The 17,256-nt window shown below is 57.2% G+C and carries 18 protein-coding genes and 1 tRNA gene; 8 read left to right on the forward strand and 11 right to left on the reverse strand.

The window, feature by feature from the left end:
* Nucleotides 1–11 precede the first annotated feature (11 nt).
* The 7 genes from accB to AC0V61_RS13335 form a co-directional block, all read right to left on the reverse strand.
* Nucleotides 12–503, reverse strand: a complete 492-nt coding sequence (accB, locus tag AC0V61_RS13305; RefSeq protein ID WP_486158296.1) for an acetyl-CoA carboxylase biotin carboxyl carrier protein — start codon at nt 501–503, stop codon at nt 12–14.
* 108 nt (nt 504–611) lie between these two features.
* A complete protein-coding gene (locus tag AC0V61_RS13310) occupies nt 612–1,052 on the reverse strand; it encodes a type II 3-dehydroquinate dehydratase (protein ID WP_486158298.1) in 441 nt (146 codons plus the stop codon).
* Between the two features lie 95 nt (nt 1,053–1,147).
* Nucleotides 1,148–1,540, reverse strand: coding sequence for a BLUF domain-containing protein (locus AC0V61_RS13315; protein ID WP_486158300.1), 393 nt, complete (start codon nt 1,538–1,540; stop codon nt 1,148–1,150).
* 185 nt (nt 1,541–1,725) lie between these two features.
* Nucleotides 1,726–2,139 carry a holin family protein gene (locus tag AC0V61_RS13320; RefSeq protein WP_486158302.1) on the reverse strand — a complete coding sequence of 138 codons (414 nt, stop codon included), beginning with the start codon at nt 2,137–2,139 and terminating at the stop codon, nt 1,726–1,728.
* A gap of 78 nt (nt 2,140–2,217) precedes the next feature.
* Nucleotides 2,218–3,099: an HpcH/HpaI aldolase/citrate lyase family protein gene (locus AC0V61_RS13325; protein ID WP_486158304.1), complete on the reverse strand. Its 882-nt coding sequence runs from the start codon at nt 3,097–3,099 to the stop codon at nt 2,218–2,220.
* A gap of 33 nt (nt 3,100–3,132) precedes the next feature.
* Nucleotides 3,133–5,247: a TonB-dependent receptor plug domain-containing protein gene (locus AC0V61_RS13330; RefSeq protein WP_486158306.1), complete on the reverse strand. Its 2,115-nt coding sequence runs from the start codon at nt 5,245–5,247 to the stop codon at nt 3,133–3,135.
* Nucleotides 5,248–5,367: 120 nt separating this feature from the next.
* Nucleotides 5,368–5,444: transfer RNA gene (locus tag AC0V61_RS13335), tRNA-Pro, on the reverse strand.
* A 286-nt stretch (nt 5,445–5,730) separates the two neighbouring features.
* On the opposite strand from AC0V61_RS13335, the gene yajC reads away from it, so the two are divergent.
* Genes yajC through secF form a run of 3 tightly spaced genes read left to right on the forward strand, consistent with a single transcriptional unit; the run spans nt 5,731 to nt 8,713 of the window.
* Nucleotides 5,731–6,057, forward strand: a complete 327-nt coding sequence (gene yajC / locus AC0V61_RS13340; protein ID WP_486158307.1) for a preprotein translocase subunit YajC — start codon at nt 5,731–5,733, stop codon at nt 6,055–6,057.
* A gap of 52 nt (nt 6,058–6,109) precedes the next feature.
* Nucleotides 6,110–7,708 carry a protein translocase subunit SecD gene (gene secD, locus AC0V61_RS13345; protein ID WP_486158309.1) on the forward strand — a complete coding sequence of 533 codons (1,599 nt, stop codon included), beginning with the start codon at nt 6,110–6,112 and terminating at the stop codon, nt 7,706–7,708.
* Between the two features lie 15 nt (nt 7,709–7,723).
* Complete coding sequence (gene secF / locus AC0V61_RS13350) at nt 7,724–8,713, forward strand: protein translocase subunit SecF (protein WP_486158311.1); 990 nt, start codon at nt 7,724–7,726, stop codon at nt 8,711–8,713.
* A gap of 4 nt (nt 8,714–8,717) precedes the next feature.
* Here secF and AC0V61_RS13355 read toward each other — a convergent pair whose 3' ends face one another.
* A complete protein-coding gene (locus AC0V61_RS13355) occupies nt 8,718–9,917 on the reverse strand; it encodes a glycosyltransferase (protein WP_486158313.1) in 1,200 nt (399 codons plus the stop codon).
* A 91-nt stretch (nt 9,918–10,008) separates the two neighbouring features.
* On the reverse strand, nt 10,009–10,605 hold the full coding sequence (locus AC0V61_RS13360; RefSeq protein ID WP_486158314.1) for a helix-turn-helix domain-containing protein: 597 nt from the start codon (nt 10,603–10,605) through the stop codon (nt 10,009–10,011).
* A gap of 127 nt (nt 10,606–10,732) precedes the next feature.
* Here AC0V61_RS13360 and AC0V61_RS13365 point away from each other — a divergent pair, with 127 nt between their 5' ends.
* Nucleotides 10,733–11,215 carry a DUF6456 domain-containing protein gene (locus tag AC0V61_RS13365; protein WP_486158316.1) on the forward strand — a complete coding sequence of 161 codons (483 nt, stop codon included), beginning with the start codon at nt 10,733–10,735 and terminating at the stop codon, nt 11,213–11,215.
* 63 nt (nt 11,216–11,278) lie between these two features.
* Here the strand turns inward: AC0V61_RS13365 and AC0V61_RS13370 are convergent, their stop codons facing one another.
* Together AC0V61_RS13370 and AC0V61_RS13375 are read right to left on the reverse strand one after the other, a co-directional pair.
* Nucleotides 11,279–11,869, reverse strand: coding sequence for a uracil-DNA glycosylase family protein (locus AC0V61_RS13370; RefSeq protein ID WP_486158318.1), 591 nt, complete (start codon nt 11,867–11,869; stop codon nt 11,279–11,281).
* Nucleotides 11,866–13,683, reverse strand: a complete 1,818-nt coding sequence (locus AC0V61_RS13375; protein ID WP_486158320.1) for an ABC-F family ATP-binding cassette domain-containing protein — start codon at nt 13,681–13,683, stop codon at nt 11,866–11,868. The genes AC0V61_RS13370 and AC0V61_RS13375 overlap by 4 nt, the downstream gene beginning before the upstream one ends.
* Before the next feature lie 118 nt (nt 13,684–13,801).
* Here AC0V61_RS13375 and AC0V61_RS13380 point away from each other — a divergent pair, with 118 nt between their 5' ends.
* From AC0V61_RS13380 to AC0V61_RS13395, 4 genes are all read left to right on the forward strand, one after another.
* Nucleotides 13,802–14,539 carry an SIMPL domain-containing protein gene (locus AC0V61_RS13380; RefSeq protein WP_486158322.1) on the forward strand — a complete coding sequence of 246 codons (738 nt, stop codon included), beginning with the start codon at nt 13,802–13,804 and terminating at the stop codon, nt 14,537–14,539.
* A 78-nt stretch (nt 14,540–14,617) separates the two neighbouring features.
* The gene (locus AC0V61_RS13385; protein WP_486158324.1) at nt 14,618–14,971 is read left to right on the forward strand and encodes a PepSY domain-containing protein; all 354 of its coding nucleotides are present in this window, start codon (nt 14,618–14,620) and stop codon (nt 14,969–14,971) included.
* A gap of 141 nt (nt 14,972–15,112) precedes the next feature.
* Entirely contained in the window at nt 15,113–15,793 is a 681-nt protein-coding gene (locus tag AC0V61_RS13390; protein WP_486158326.1) for a response regulator transcription factor, read from the forward strand.
* Complete coding sequence (locus AC0V61_RS13395; RefSeq protein WP_486158328.1) at nt 15,741–17,255, forward strand: sensor histidine kinase; 1,515 nt, start codon at nt 15,741–15,743, stop codon at nt 17,253–17,255. Before AC0V61_RS13390 ends, AC0V61_RS13395 begins: the two co-directional genes overlap by 53 nt.
* Nucleotide 17,256 lies beyond the last annotated feature (1 nt).

Consider the following 17,256-nt stretch of genomic DNA (forward strand, 5'->3'; position numbering starts at 1 on the left):
ATTGTGTCCGTTTAACCGATCACGACAAGCGGTTGGTCAAACTCAACCGGCTGCGCGTTTTCGATAAGGATCGACTTGATTGTGCCCGATTTGTCTGAGGTGATCGGGTTCATGACCTTCATTGCCTCAACAATCAGCAATGTGTCGCCTTCAGCCACGCTATCGCCCACTTTGATAAAGTTTGCAGCGCCCGGTTCCGGCGCAAGGTAGGCCGTGCCAACCATTGGCGATTTAAGAGCGCCAGCATGTTCGGCCTCTGCCGAGACCGCAGGAGCAGGCGCGGACGTTGGCGCTGCTGGTGCCGCGGCAGGAGCAGCTGGTACAGGAGCCGCGGCAACCGCTGCCACAGCGCCGCCGCGCGCCACGCGGATCTTGCGATCATCGTCTTCGACTTCGATTTCGGTAAGCCCGGTCTCGTTCAAGAGCTCTGCAAGCTCACGGACCAATGCGGTGTCGACATTCATGCCAGATTTTGATCCGGCGCTCGGCTTTTTGTCAGCCATTCATTTCCTCTGAGGTGACCCTTGAATTAAGCGTTTGTGCCTATTCACCCCAATTGTGGCTGGCAAGTGGCAATCGTTCATTGGGGAGAAAGATTCTTTGCCAGCCTTTCACACTTCGCCCGACGTTACGGCCTCCAAAGCTATGCTGTAAGAGCGCGCTCCATGCCCCTCGACCGTCTTGGCCGCAGCCATCGCGACATAAGAGAGATGCCGAAATTCCTCGCGCGTTTTTGGATCGGACAAATGCACTTCGATGACCGGCGTTGTGATCGCCTTGATCGCGTCGAGAAGCGCGATGGAGGTATGGGTGTAGGCGGCGGCATTGAGCAATACGGCCCGCGCGCCTTGCGCCTGTGCTTCATGGAGCCAATCGACCAGCATGCCTTCATGATTGGTTTGACGCATATCAATCGTAAGGCCAGCCTCTCTGGCTTGGTCTTCGAGCATTCCTGCGATTTCATCGAGGGTGGTTGAACCATAAATTTCTGGCTCGCGCAGGCCAAGAAGGTTCAGATTGGGGCCGTTAAGAACGTATACGGTATCGGACATAGCACGCGCCTTAGCGCGTTGTTCGCTTCCCTGCAAAGACCCAAGGAAAGTCGAATTAGAGGTTTAAAGCAGGACCAAGAAAGGCCCAGGATAGCTTAGGCAACGGCCAGGTTTAGGAATTTCTCCGCCGCGCGTTTGACTTTGGCAGGTGCGGTTTCAAGCTCTGACACCACCGTTTCTATTGGCGTGCCAGCATCCGGCGCAGCGACCCGTTTCATGCTCCACGTCGGGAACGAACGATGAGCGACGCGTTCGTGCGAGACGACCCTGATCGAATGATGGCGCGGATCAACCTTCAGCCGGTTGATCAAATTGTCGACGTCCGAAACTGAACCTTCGATCACTTGGAAAAACTGACCCTCTGAATAGATCAGAAAACCGGTTAGGCCGCTTTGCGCGTTGTTTTGCGCAGACTTCTCGATGATCTTGAACACTTCCCCTGAGCCAAGGCTTTGGGTGGCGACGCTGGTGTAGGCTAGCTGGAGCATGTCACCGTGATAGGTGGAACTACTTGTCCGGAAGTTAACGCGCGTTCGACTTAAGACCTGGCTCAAGATCACCCACGGTACGTGAGCCTCATGCTGGTGGAACTTTTTTGAGCGTTGACGCAAAGCACCAGCACGCTCACGCAGGCTGGCAACAGCAACACGGCAAACCCTTCGTTTGCGCCGCCCTATTTGTCGACGCCCTTGACCTTGCCCCATTGGCGCGCGGCTGTGTAACCAAGATATCCTGTTCCAAACAGCGCATAGAGCGGCTCGGGCAACCCAGCAAGATAGGCATTCATGCCGCTCGCGATATCCTTCGCAGCATCCGGATTGAAGGCGCTGAGTAGCCCCATGGGGAGCGCTGTCAGGATCAGAACGTACATGACATAAAGGAAGCTCGGCCGCGCTCGGCTGGTCCAGGGATCTTTGGAGTTGGCCTCGGCGACAATGGCCTGCAAACGCGCTTCGATCAGGTCCATCTCTTGGCTTCCCTCAAGCCGGATGAGTTCAAGCTGCGCCTTGGCGCGCGCTTCTTTGTCCGGAATGATTTTGTCGAGCAGCTTGGTGATCGGGCCGATAAGCGAGTTGAGCAGTCCCATTTGCGAGCTATCCTTTATGTGAGTCGCATGAAGGATATCCAAATGGGCATATGTAGGAAAATAAAATGACCGATCCGGTTATTCGCCTGCTTCGCTGAGCAGCCGTTCAGCCAATGCGAGGTGAGGGCGGTCGATCATATTGCCATCAAGCTGGAGTGCGCCCGCCGTAGGGTTTGCGGCGAAGACCTCAACGATTGCGCGGGCATGCGCGAGTTCACCTTCGCTTGGAGTGAAGGCGGCGTTGATGGGCGCAATTTGTGCCGGGTGGATCGCGAGCATTCCGCGAAAGCCTTGAGCGCGCATGCGCCGAGCGCGCGTTTCGAGTGCCTCAAGATCGCGAAATTCAGGTTGGACGGTCTCAAGCGGCATAACGCCCGCCTTAATCGCGCCGAGCAGACACAAGGACCGCGCCATTTCAAAGACATGGGTGTATTCCCCATCGGGCCCGCGCTGTTCACTTGCGCCAAGTTCGCTTGAAAGGTCCTCCGCGCCCCAGCTCATTGCGACCAAGCGTGGTGCCCCATCATAGGTGCCAGTCGTGAACATGGCGGCGGCGGTTTCTGTTACCAGCGCTGCGACCTTGGTGGTGCCTTTGGCGATACCTGCTGCGGCCTCACGCTCGCCAATCATCGCATCAAGCGTCACCACATCATGCCCACCTTCGGCTTTGGGCAAAAACACCCCGCCGGGCCCTGCTGCGATAACAGCGTCCAGGTCGTCGCCTGTCCACTCGCCGGAAAGCGGGTTCACCCTGACCCAAACGCGGCCTCTATCCGGCGCGCTTGCAATAGCCTCAGCCACCATTTTGCGTGCATCAGCCTTGCGGTCTGGCACCACTGAATCTTCAAGATCCAGGAGCGCAATATCGGCATCGCTCGCAATGGCTTTGCCCATTTTTCTCTCGCTGTCGCCTGGTGCAAACAGCCAGCTTCGCATTTTGATGTGTGGAGCGGTGCTCATCCAAATTCCCCTTTGGAAAGCCGGTTAGAACGCTCAGAAGGTTCCTTCAATCTCGAGCGTGAAGATTTGCCCGAAGGTGCGGTCACGGTCTTCGCGAAAGTCGATTGTTCCAGCCGCCCGGTCGAGGAAGACGGTGCGATCAATTTTATTGGTGCGATCCAGTATATTGTTGATCGCAAGCCGTACCACTGCGCCCCTTACATCCTTATTTTCAATGTAATAGCCTGCAAATCCGAAAGTCTCGCGCCGGTCGGAAATCTGGTCGAGGCGTATATCAGGCGCGCGGTCATTCCAGAAAGCGGTCACGCCCGTTGCCCAATTTGAAGACGCGAAATCGTGGCGCAATTCAAAGTCGACCTGCGCGGTCTCAAAGCCAGACAGATTGCGAGTGAACCCTTCGAGAGGGTCGCGCACCGAGCTATCGGCCAAACGAAAGCCTGCATCAAACCGTGTGCCTTGCCAGCCCAAGCCATCGGAAAGGAGCGTGATATCGCCCTCAATCCCGTATCGGCTTGCCGAGGGGATATTGCCTGGCGCCTGGCCGCCGCCCTCGATGGGGATCAGGTCAACGATATCGGAGACATCTTCATAAAACGGGCGCAGTGCCAGCGTTCCCAGCTCTCCCAAACCAATGTTTGCCTCAAGCTCAAAGCGCCACAATTGCGGAGGGACAAGCTCGACGTTTGAGACATTGGCATTGTCGAAATCGAGATCAACCGAGGCGATAAAGTCGAAGAAATTGAGCTGGCCCACTTGCCGCTCAATCCGGCCGGAAAGGTTGAACGTATCGCTCGCATTCCAATCAAGCGCGACAAAGCCCTTGGGCCGGTAGAATGTCCGCGTGAGCCCGGCTGGTCCATCCTGGCTGATGCGCGAATATTCCGCGCCCACATTGGTCTGCAATTGCAGATTGCTTGCAAGCGAGCGGCTGTAGGTGATGGTGCTTTCTGCGCGGTCTTCTTCGACGCGGCTGTTGGCACCGGCAAGCGCTTCGGGTTGCAGGACGCCAGCTGCATCGCGCACCTCTAAAGAGGCCTCGATATCGAGGAAGTTTTTAACCCCCTCGACCGCGAGCACGACATCGCCGCTCGCTGCATCAAAGCTGAATTCGCCGCGCGCAATTGTCTCTGCCTCATCTGCGTCACGGGTGAATAATGAGCCTTGCGATGGGCTGCCATCGGCAAATTCGGTTACGACAGAATTGGTCGTGGGGCTGTCTTCGAAGCGGTGGTATCCGATCAGCTTCAATCTGCCTCCTGCGAGCGCGAAGTCATAATCTGCACCGACCTCGAAATTGAACTCGTCTTCCGTACCGCGCAAAGTGCGCACGCGGTCCACGGGATCAATTATGCCTGAGCGTTCAGACACTTCGCGGTTGCGCCGGATAAATCCGTTCACCTCGCCTGTGAGATTGAGCACGTTTCCGTTATTTGCGGTGCGCGAATAAGAGCCTGAGAGACTGATCGTATCAAAGGCGAAGTTGGATTGCTCATCGCGCGTGTCGATGAGGGTATCTGCACCGTCGAAGACGAATTCGAGGCCTTCATCACCGCGCCGATTGGAATCATTTTCCAAGGCAAGGGTCCACTCGTCCTTTTGCCCGCCCCCTGCGAACGACACACGCCCTTCGAGAAGGCGGGGCGGGGTGCCTTTTGTGCGAATTTGCGGAGCGTAGCGGAATGTGCCGGTGATCCCGCCGCTCCTCGCGGTGATCACGTTTAAGACCTGTCCGGTGAGCCCGCCTATATCAAGGCTTGCGCCATCGACGAGCTCCAGCCTGACAACCTCTTCCACTGGAATACGTGCCAGCGCTTCGACGGGGCCGTTGGATTTGCCAGAGATGCGCCGTCCGTTGATAAGAACATTGGTGTCAGCTGCGCCAAGACCGCGAGCGCCATCGCCCTCACGGATAGAAAATCCGGGAACTTGGCGCGCCATATCGGCTGCGCTGCGTGGAGCGAAACGGGCAAAGTCTTCCGGTGTAAAAACCGCGCGCGTGCCAGCTTCTTGCGATGGTTCTTCGGTTTCGTCCACGCTTTCAGAAGCCGGTTCTTGTGCAACAGCAGGCACAGCGGCGAGCGCGAGTGAGGCCACACCTGCCAAAGAAGCTATTCGAACAAATGATAACGGGGCAGGCGTGGTGGTCATGAAATTTCCTTGCGCGCGCCTGAAATCAAAATTCGATTCTTTTGAACAGCGCCAAAGGACCAAGCGACAACCTTTCCCGACGAAGGGGCTTGGATAAGCGAATTGGGGTGGTCACTCCACTGGTCGGGAAGACAGGATTCGAACCTGCGACCCCCACACCCCCAGTGTGATGCGCTACCAGGCTGCGCTACTTCCCGAACCGGTGGAGAAGCGCGCCTATAAGCGGCTCAATTGGCGCTGGCAAGCGGGATAAGTTGTGATGAGGTGACACAGGTGATTGTGGCTTTGATGCACGCCTCTTTTCCGCCTCCGATTGCGGGCTGCTTGCAATGCTGCTAACCGCGCCCACTTACATCCGATAGCCAGAGCGCTCGGGAGCGGGATTAAAAGGGATTATCAAGCGGCTAGGCAGGTTAGGTCTAAGCCAGCCCCAATGACACCTCTCACGCGTGCTTTTTCAATGTTACCATAGGTTTGTTAGACATGTTTGAACTTTTCATTGCAGCAGCTGGAGCTGGGGAAGCGCCTCCAGGATGGATCAATTTTCTGCCGATTGTCGGCATGGTTGTGATCTTCTGGTTCCTGATCATCCGCCCTCAAATGAAACGTCAAAAAGACCATCAAGCCAAAGTCGCTGGTCTGAAAAAGGGCGATCAGGTTGTGACGCAAGGCGGTCTGGTGGGCAAAGTCATCAAGACAGATGACACCTATGCCGAAATCGAACTTGCCAAAGACGTGCGCGTGAAAGCGGTAAAGCACACAATCGCAGACCTGATCGAACCGGGCTCAAAGCCTGCTGCCAACGATTAAATCGTGGGTTTCAGCCACCTTAGATACATCTCAATAGGATCAAAGCGCTCTCATGCTTGATACCCCGCTCTGGAAGAAAATTGCGCTTTGGGCTTTGACCCTTGCGTTTGTGGCGGCCGCTTTGCCGTCTCTGCTTGCGCCTGCTGGTGTCGACCTTGGCGAAGACGCGCCTGAGGTTAACTTGGGGCTGGATTTGGCAGGTGGCTCGCACTTGCTCCTTGAAGCTGACCCCGATGATGTCGCGGCTGAGCGGTTGGAGAATATGGAAGGGTCGGTTGAAGCGGCGCTTAAAGGTGCAACGCCTGCGATTAAGTTTGGCGACACGTCGCGCGGTGATGAGAGGTTGTCGCTGTTGCTCGACAGTGCAGCCGACATCGACCGGGCGCGCGGCATTCTTGAACCGATGATGATGGGCACTGACGGTTCGCTGCGCGCTGAATGGGAACTTGAAGTTGTCGATACACAGCGCCTTGTTCTGGTCCCGACTGAGAGCGGCCTTGATGTGGCGGTGAACAACGCGATGGAAAGCGCGATTGAGGTCGTCCGCCGCCGGATTGATGAACTTGGCACGCGTGAGCCGACGATTGTGCGTCAGGGCGCAACCCGTATCGTGGTGCAGGTGCCGGGTCTCCAGGACCCTCAGGCACTGAAGGACCTGCTGGGTAAGACCGCGCAGCTAGAATTTAAACTGGTCGATCAACAGGCTCTGCCGAGCAATGTTGAGGCAGGTATTGCCAATCCGGGCAGCCAGATCTTCCCCTATGCCCCCGATTCTGGGCGTGCGGGCGCGTTTGAGGCGGTGAAGCGCCTTGGGGGTATTCGCGGCGATAGGCTTACCGGCGCGCAAGCAGGCGTTGACTCGCGCAATAACGAAAACGTCGTCAACATTCAGTTCGACCAAGAAGGCGGGCGTATCTTCGCAGACCTCTCAACGAAAAATGTCGGTGAACGGTTTGCGATTATTCTCGATGGCGAAGTGATCTCCGCGCCATTCTTCAATGAGCCGATCCTTGGCGGGCAAGCTCAGATTTCCGGCAGTTTTACACCTGACAGCGCCAACCAGCTCGCCATCCAATTGCGGTCTGGTGCATTGCCCGTGCCGCTAACCGTGATCGAAGAGCGCACCGTTTCCGCAGAACTGGGTAAGGAATCGATCCGCTCAGGCATGATTGCGATGTTGATCGGTAGCCTTGCGGTGATCGCGCTCATGATTGCAACCTATGGCCGCTTTGGCGTCTATGCGACCGGCGCGCTGGTTCTTAACGTTCTGATCTTGCTTGGCCTTATGGCGATCGGGAACTTCACATTGACGCTCCCCGGGATTGCAGGCTTTGTGCTGACAGTCGGCGCGGCGGTTGACGCCAACGTGCTCATCAACGAGCGTATTCGCGAAGAGCGAAAGCGCGGTCGCAAAGTCATTACAGCGGTAGAAAACGGCTATAAAGAAGCGAGCCGCGCGATTTACGATGCAAACATCACCAACTTTATCGCAGGCGCTTTGCTGTTCTGGTTCGGCTCTGGTCCGGTCAGAGGATTTGCAGTCGTGCTCGTCATCGGGCTTATCACTTCGGTGTTTACCGCACTGACCATCACCAAAATGTGGGTCTCGGGCTATTTGTCCTCAAAGCGCCCCAAAGACATCAATATTTAAAGGCAGGCGAGACCCATGAAACTTCTCAAACTCGTCCCCCAAGACACCAACATCCGGTTCCTGCGCTTGCGGGTTCCGTTCTTTATTCTGAGCCTCGTCCTGATGGCTGCAAGCTGGGGCTTGGTTGCGGTCAATGGCCTCAACCTTGGCATTGATTTTGCCGGCGGACAAAAGGTTGAGCTCGTCTTCGAAGACCAAGATGACGCGCCAGTCGACGAACTGCGACAGCTTGTTGAGGGCTTGGGGTATGGCACGCCTGTGGTTCAGGAATTTGGACAAGCAAACCGCGTGTCAGTTCGCGTGCCTTTGCCCGACGACATCGAAGAGCGCGGAGAAGGCGCGGCTAACGCGATTGGCGATGAAGTGGTGGCGGCCATTCAGGCGCAATTTGACAATGCAAGGCCTGATGGAAACGACACTGTGTCTGGCAAAGTCGCAGAGGAATTCAGCCGTGATGCAGCCTTAGCGCTGCTGTTCGCTCTCATAGCGGTCGCGCTTTACATCTGGATCCGGTTCGAGTGGCAGTTTGGTGTGGGCGCGCTCTTTGCGCTCTTCCATGACGTCTCTTTGACGCTTGGCATGTTTGCGCTGTTCCAGCTTGAGTTCAGCCTGCAGATTATCGCCGCGATCCTTGCCATCATTGGTTATTCTTTGAACGACACCATCGTTGTCTACGACCGGATTCGCGAGAACCTCAAAAAGTACCGCAAGATGCCGCTGCCAGAGCTGCTTGATCTTTCGATCAATGAAACGCTGGCGCGCACGGTGATGACCTCACTCACGCTTCTGGTTGCGCTTTTACCGCTCTTGATTGCTGGCCCATCAAGCCTGTTTGGCCTTGTGGTCGCGATCACTATGGGCCTGTTTGTGGGTACATATTCGAGCGTCTATCTCGCCTCACCGATCCTGATCTGGCTGGGCGTGACCTCGGACAGCTTTGTACCCAAAGAGACCGAAGCGGATATCCAAGAGAAAAAAGTGCTTGGAGAAATGGGCGGGACCTGACCGCTCACGTTTGCTGAGTGATCAAACCTTCGTAATAGGCCGCAAGTTCGATTGCGTTGGTCTGCCAACTGAACTTCTCAGCCAAGGCCGCCACCGCATCGCGCATGGGTGGGTCGTTGAGGACGTCCACGATACCCCTCGCAACGCTTTCGGGGGTGCGTTCAACCAGCCGGCCCGCGGTGGAATTGGTGATAATCTCGCGCGCGCCGCCCACATCGCAGGTCACCACCGGTGTTCCACAGGCAAGCGCCTCGACCCAAGCATTGGCCAAGCCCTCATTTTTGGTTGGCAGCACCATCACATCCGCTGCTGAAAGCACAAGCGGCAGCATGTCGTGATCAAGCGAGCCTGCAAAGTGCACGCGGAGCCCTACGCCCAAATCACGGGCAAGATCGCGCAAATGCGCCTCGTCATCGCCTTTGCCGACAAGCACCAATTGCGCGCCCTCTATCTGAGCGAGCGCTGCGATAGCAATGTCTTGCCCTTTGCGCTCAATTAAAGCGCCAACACACACCAAAAGCGGCGCATTATCAGAGATTTGAAAGCCTAGCTCTGAACCCAATTGTGAGCGCAGCTGTGTGTGGGTGAGGGGGCGAAAACGGTCACGATCAAGCCCTGTGTAATGCACATGGATTTTCTCGCGCGGCATTCCAATGGTGGCCATTTCTTCCGCCATTGATCCGCTGACAGCGAGCAGACCTTCGGCGCGAATGGCGGCCTCAACCATTTGATCGCGGGCAAAATCGAGCGTGCCCCAATAGGTGATATCCGACCCGCGCGCTTTAAGAGACAGAGGGAGCCCCATCTCCTTTGCCACCCATGCCGCCGCCGGGCCATCGGGGAAAAAGAATTGCGCATCGATGAGGTCAATCGGATTGTCTTCGTGGATGCGCTGAACCACTGGAAGGGCAGCCTTTGCAATGGCTGCTGAATTGCGCCTTGCGCCTACTGCCGGAATAAGCGTGAAGTTCGGGCGGTGGACGGTGACACCGTGCTCTTCACTGTGTTCAGGCAATTTGGAGAGCGCTCTGTATCGTCCAAGCGCAACGGGCGGCAGGCCGATTGGGTTCACGACGCTTACCCGCCAATCCCCGCGCTCGGCTCCGCGCTGGGCAAATGCCTCCATTGAGCGCGCGACAAACGTCCCAAAGCGCGGGTTCACCGCGTTGGGATAGAGCGTGCTGATCGATAAAACGTGCTTCACCAGGAGGCCTTTTTACAGCGGAGAATGTCGAGAGAGGGCGCCTGTGTTAAGGGCATAAGTGTTAAGGATATAAGTGTTAATGACTTATCGCTCATAAGGGCCGCACAAGCATAACCGCAACTGCGATCCAGTCGGGATTGTCGATCACCTGTTGTTTCTGCCCTGCTTGTGCTGGCAAAATTCCGACAAGCGGTCCTTTACGATCAATCAATCGCCCAAAGGCGAAACGCCCACCAGGGCGCGGGACCAGGCAATCGCGGTTCATGGCGGCCAAAAAGTCCTGATCCTTGGCGCTCCACGCGTCCATTTGTCTCAACCATACCGTGTCACCGGGCCGATATTCCCCCACAGGCGCTGTCACATCGAGCACCAGCATCGGCTCATCCCCTGCCTGGGCTGCCATTTCGGATGGGAGGATCGCATCGCGCGGTGTCTTGAGGCCTTCAGGATCAGAAAGACCAAGTTCAGCGATAACTTGCGCTCTCGGTGCTCTATCTGAGCCGACCAGAACCTGAGGATCGACGCCCAAAGCGCCGCCAATCCGCTCCATCCATTTGGTTGAAAGGGTGCGCATACCCGTTTCAAGCCGCCCAATGGTCTGCGCGGTCGTTGGTGGCTGGCATGAGGCTCCAAGGTCAGCAAGGGTCATTCCCTTCGCCTTTCGGATCTCTCGAATGCGGTTAATCATGGCGGATTTTCCTTAACTGTCGCACCGCCCATGTATCAAATATAACCAAATTGGCAAATTCAATTTTCCTACATCATTGGGCGTCGTGCAGGGCATCGGTTCACCACAACGGTAAAAAGGGAGTGAATTGATGCGCAAATTGGTAGAGCGTGAACTGACCTCGGAAGGCCCCAAAAGGAAGAGCAGCCAGGGCAATCGGCGCAGCGTTACCGTGAACCTTGGCGAAAGCCCGATTGCTTGGCTGCATTCTCGCGGTCATCTGTCTGACCGGCTTTATGACGCAGGCGAAGCCTTGCGCGGCGATTACGAACGCTCGCAGCTTTCGCCCAATGTGACCATGCGTTGGGACCCGGTGCGGGTGAAAACGGGCAATCCGGGGAGCACAGAGGCAGGGTTGTCGCCCAGTGAACGTCAGATTGCGGCCAAGCAGCGTTTCGATGGCGCGCTTGCCGAGGCAGGCAAAGGGCTCGAAGATGTGCTCTGGCGCGTGGTGTGTGCAGGCGAGGGCTTGCCGCATGCAGAAAAGGAGCTGGGTTGGCCTGCGAGAAGCGGCAAATTGGTGCTGCAATTGGCGCTGGAAAGGGTGGCGGATTATTACCGGATCAGGTGAGGGCAAGTTTCTCCCCTGGACAGTGTGCCAAGTGTGCCAAACTGTGTTGCTTGGCCAATACACCTAGGCGATAAGAGAGCGAAGAGCAGGGAGAGTGTCTGCCTCAAACCAAGGGTTGCGCGCCATCCACATCCGCACCCGCCACGAGGGATGGGGCAAAGGAATCACGGGACCAAGGGCTTCGCTGTGCTGCTGGCCTTGGCGCACCCGATCTGCGAGCGAGAGTTTGCGGGCTTGCGGGAGATACCGGGCCTGCGCGTGAACGCCGACCAAGAGCGTGAGCCGATTGCGGGGAAGCGCATCAAGGATGCGTTGATGCCAGTGCGGTGCGCATTCTTTACGGGGCGGAGCATCGCCGCCCCCACCATTCTTGCTTGGGGCCTTGCCGGGATAGCAAAAGCCCATTGGCATAAGGGCGACGGTGTCGGGGTTGTAAAAATCGGCTTTGTCGAGGCCAAGCCACTCGCGAAGCCGATCCCCGCTGTCATCGTCCCATGGGACACCGCTCGCGTGGACTTTGGTGCCCGGCGCTTGGCCGATGATGAGAATACGCGAGCTGGTCGAGAACTGGACGACAGGGCGGGGACCAAGCGGGAGGTCCTTGGCGCAGATTGTGCAGGCTTTAATCTCTTGATGCAGCCGCTCGCAGCTCATCCCTCGACCTGTTCGGCGAGCTCCAACCAGCGCTCTTCGGCGGCGTCTTTCTCAGCCCGCGCATTCTCCAAGCCCTTGGAGATGCTAGCAAAACGCTTGGGGTCTTTGGTGAAAAGGTCTGGGTCTGCGAGGATGGTCTCGCCTTTGGCGATGGCTGCTTCGAGCTCTTCGATCCGGTTGGGCAGGAGTTCGTAGTCCCGTTGGTCTTTGTACGAGAGTTTGGTCGAAGTGGGAGTGGGCGAAGGTGTGCGCCCTTCGACAGGCTCAGGACGAACGGTCTTGGTTTTGGCGGCGATGGGTTTGCGGCGCTTGGCTTCCCAATCCTCATATCCGCCCGCAACGATATCAACGCGCCCTGTGCCATCGAGGCCGAGGGTGATGGTGACGGTCTTGTCGAGAAAGTCACGGTCGTGGCTGACGATCAGGACGGTGCCTTCAAAGTCAGCGATCACCTCTTGCAGGAGATCGAGCGTTTCCAGGTCGAGGTCGTTGGTGGGTTCGTCGAGAACAAGCAAGTTTGCCGTGCGGGCAAATTCGCGGGCCAAAAGGAGCCGCGAACGCTCGCCGCCAGACAGAATGCCGACCTTAGTGTCGACGAGCTTCGGATCGAATAGAAAGTCTTTGAGATATGCCTGAACATGCTTGCGATTGCCCCGTACATCGATCCAATCGCCGCCTTCAGCAAGGATATCGCGCACCGTTGCGCCCGGCTCCAGAAGCTTGCGCTGTTGGTCGATCATCACCCCCGAAAGGGTGCGCGCGTGGGTGATGGTGCCGCTATCAGGTTCAAGCTCTTTGGTGAGCATTTTGAGAAGTGTGGTTTTGCCAGCGCCATTGCCCCCGACGATCCCGATCCTGTCACCGTTCTGGATACGCAGAGTGAAGGGCTTGATAACCGCGCGGCCGTCATAGTTTTTGGAGATGTCCTCCGCGACGATAACCGATTTGGATTTAAACTCCTCATCATTGGCAAGCTTAAGTTTGGCCGAAGAGCTGTCCGAAATCATTGCGGCCCGCGCGGCGCGCATTTGGTGGAGTTTTTCAAGACGGCCTTGGTTGCGTTTGCGCCGCGCAGTGACACCGCGCTCCAACCAATGCGCCTCAATCTTGAGCTTTGCGTCCATGCGTTCAGCAGCGCGCGCTTCTTCTGCATAGACTTGCTCTTCCCACGCCTCATAGCCGCCAAAGCCCACCTCTTTGCGGCGCAAGGTCCCCCGGTCGAGCCACAAGGTCGCCCGCGTCAAACGTTTGAGGAACGTCCTGTCGTGGCTGATCGTGATAAACGCGCCTTTGTAGCGGCTGAGCCAATCTTCCAGCCAATCAATCGCGGAAAGATCCAAGTGGTTGGTGGGCTCGTCAAGCAGCAGCAAATCAGGGTCCTGCGCAAGAGCGCGCGCAATCGCTGCCCTGCGCCTTTCCCCTCCACTAGCGGTCACCGCGTCGGTGGCCATATTGATGCCAAGCTGACCCGCAATCGCCTCAACTTCATAAGCGGCTGGGGCGTTTTCGCCTGCAAGCGCAAAGTCCATCAGCGTGTCAAAGCTGCTAAAATCGGGCTCTTGTTCCAAAAAGACGATGCGCGTCCCCGGCTTCACCCGGCGCGTGCCGCGGTCGGCTTCAATGCGGTCCTCGATCAGCTTAAGCAGCGTTGTCTTACCCGCACCATTGCGCCCGATAAGCGCAAGACGATCCCCGGGCAGGATGTGCAAGTCAATTGGCTCTGCACCTTGGCCGGGCTGAGGCCCGCCAAAAAGCCAGCGCGCGCCTTGTTGCAGGGAAAGGCCTTCCCACGAGAGGATTGGAGGTTGTGCCATGGTGGACTGCGCCGTTACGCGCTTGTCCCCAGCCTGCCAAGTCCTCAAAAAAGGGACTGGTTAAGTGCACGCTCAGGCAAAATGTTGTAGGCAATCGAAAAATTCAGGAGGAAATTTGATGATCCGTCATTCGCTAATGTTCGGCGCCGCTGCTCTGATGCTCGCGCCTTCTACCGCTCTTGCTCAGCAGGTTGAGATCGAAGCCGAGGGGCCGGTGATTGAGCTTTCAGTTTATGAAAGCGTCACCGCTGATCCTGACCTTGTGACCATTGGCGCTGGCGTTACGAGCCAGGCTAAGACCGCTGTGGAAGCAATGCGAATGAACGCGCGGCAGATGCAAAGCGTGGTCGATCGGATCAAAGCGCTTGGTGTGCCGGAGAAGGATATCCAGACGACCGGCATCAACTTGAATGCTCAATACGACTACGACCGTTCGACGCAACAGCAGGTTTTTCGCGGCTACCAAGTCTCAAATCGGGTTTCAGTAAAGCTGCGCGATGTGCAGGAAACGGGCGCGGCACTTGATGCCTTGGTTGTAGCGGGCGCAACAGACCTTTCCGGCCCCAGCTTCAGCATTGAGGATGACACAGAAGCGAAAGCTCTTGCACGCAAAAGGGCAATCGAGCGTGCTCAGGCGCGGGCTAATTCTTATGCGCAGATGTTTGGATATGACCGTGTGGAGGTTTTGTCAGTGAGCGAGAGTATTCGCGCAAGTGGACCTTCACCGCAAATGGCCATGCGCTCTGTCGCGCTTGCAGCTGAAGCAGCATCTGCGCCAGTACTGCCCGGTCAGGTCAGCACCGGGGTGAGCCTTTCGATAAAATATGAGATGGTGCGCGATGGTGGTGAGCAATAAATCTTTACGTGCCTGAACGCATTGAAGATCACGCATTCAGTACTTGTTCAATGGAACCGGGCTAGGCATGACAGCGTAATGACAAAACGTCGCTTTCTTTTGGCCGCTCTGGGCGGTGCTGCTTTGACGATCATGTTGGGCGCTGGCTCTGCCACGTCCGTGATTGCGGCGGGCACCTCTCACTATAAAACGGCCCAGGATCAGACACGTTCTGACCAAGGGACGGCGCGGCGCGAAATGCGGGCGGGCAATCAGCTGTCGCTTCGCGAGATTGAAAAACGCGTGCTTCCAGGCATGCGGGGCGCTGAGTATCTGGGCCCTTCCTATGACAGCACAGCGCGTGCCTACCGCCTCAAATTCATCCGCGATGGCAGGGTGACATATATCGATGTTGATGCGCGCACAGGCCGCATTATCAGCCGCAGCAGATAGGCTTTGGGCGATCAAACTCATGAATTCTCCGGGGACTAAGGCCTGTTTGAGCGGCTACGCTTCCTTGACGGCAAGGGCGCAAAGGCTCAGGTCTCACCGGGTAAACACTTGCCTAACCGGCGCACGCAAAAATGGTGGATTATGCGAATTCTGATTGTCGAAGATGAACCCACTCTGGGGCAACAGCTCAAATCAACGCTTGAACAAAATGGCTATGCCGTTGACCTTTCGACCGATGGCGAGGACGGGCATTTCCTTGGAAGCACCGAGGATTACGATGCATGTATCCTCGACTTGGGGCTACCTGAGATTGATGGGCTTTCGGTCCTTGGCATGTGGCGCAAGGAAGGGCGAACGTTCCCTGTCCTCGTCCTGACGGCGCGCGATTCATGGTCTGACAAGGTCGCCGGCCTTGATGCGGGCGCGGATGACTATCTGGCGAAGCCGTTCCAGACCGAAGAACTCATTGCTCGCCTACGCGCGCTCATCCGCCGTGCGTCTGGCAATACTTCGTCTGAGCTCACTGCCGGCATGGTACGGCTGGACACGCGCTCTGGACGGGTCACACTTGATGGCGAGCCGGTGAAGCTCACCGCGCAGGAGTATAAGCTCCTCTCCTATCTCATGCACCATAAGGGCAAGGTGGTAAGCCGCACTGAGCTTATCGAACATATTTACGACCAGGATTTTGACCGCGATTCCAATACGATCGAAGTCTTCGTCACCCGCATCCGCAAGAAACTTGGCAGTGAGGTAATCACTACGATCCGTGGCCTCGGTTACAGCCTCGACGACCCAGCAGAGCCCCCAAGAGCCTCGTAAGGCAGGTGGTGCTCTGAGCGAAGTCCCCGCTAAGGACGGTGTTGACGCGCCGACCTTAGCGTCCGCGCTGTCTGGGCCAGCGGAAATCGAGACGCCAAAGCCCCGCGCCAGCCTTGCGCGGCGGATGGGCTTGATTGCGGCGGGGTGGATTACAGTTTTGCTCCTAGGCGGCGGAATAGCCCTCGAGCGCACGCTTACCCGGCAAGTTGTCGCCAATTTCGATGAACAGTTGGAGTATCAGCTTACATCGATGATTGCGTCTGCTGAAATCGACAGTTTTGGCGAAGTGTGGTTTTATCGCACCCTTGGCGATCAGCGGTTCTTGGAGCCTGGAAGCGGGCTTTACTGGCAGATCAGCGGGGAGGGGTATGAACCCTATCCCTCACGCTCGCTTTGGGACCGGACGCTAACATTAGAGGCACAAGGTCGCGGCGGGTCTTCGGGCAGTGACGGATTTAACAGCGACGTCAGCATTTACGATTCTGCACAGTTTGACGGTGAGCCATTGCGCATTGCCGAGCGCACTGTTGTCCTGCCAGGAAGCGAGACCCGCTGGACCTTTGCTGTGGCAAGCGCGACCGAGCAAATCGACAGTCAAATCGGGCAAGTGCGCTTGATCCTGACTTGGAGTTTCGCGGTGCTGGGTTTGGGGCTGATCGTGATGGCGCTGCTCCAAATCCGCTATGGTTTGTCACCGCTTCGCCGGGTGAGGGCGGCGATCCAGAAGCTGCGCACTACGGGCGAAAACCGCATTACTGAGCCGCTTCCCGGAGAGGTCGAACCTCTGGTGGAGGAAGTGAACGCGCTGCTTGAGCATACCGAGCGACAAGCCGAAGAAGCGCGCACCCATGCGGGTAATTTGGCGCATGCGTTGAAGACGCCTTTGACGGTACTGACCAATGCGGCGACTGCGCGCGACCCGAACCTCAATGAGGCAGTATTCCGCGAAACCCGCACGATGCAGCGCCATGTGGATCACCATTTGGCCCGTGCCCGTGCCGTGGGCAGGCGAGCTGTGGGGCAGGCTCGCAGTGATCTTCGCGGCAGTGCCGAAGCTGTGCGCCGCGCCGTTGAACGCCTTTACCCGCAGGGCCGCCTTGATATCGCCGGAGGCAAGGGCGCCATGGTCTCTATCGAGCGGCAGGATCTGGACGAAATCCTCGGCAACCTCATTGAAAATGCTGCGAAATACGGCGGGGGAAGCGTCTTTGTGACCCTCGATAATGAGCCTGATGCAGAACAATGCATTATCTGGGTCGAAGATGACGGCACCGGTATACCAGAGGCCGAGCGCAACCGTATCTTTGATCGGGGTGCGCGGCTGGACACAGGCAAACCGGGCACAGGCTTAGGCCTCGCCATCGTGCGCGATGTGGCGGAGATTTACGGCGGATCGGTCACGCTTGGCGAAAGCGAGGATCTAGGCGGACTATTGGTCGAACTAAGCTTGCCGAGGGCCTAGA

Source organism: Erythrobacter sp. JB1-4 (genome assembly GCF_057365025.1).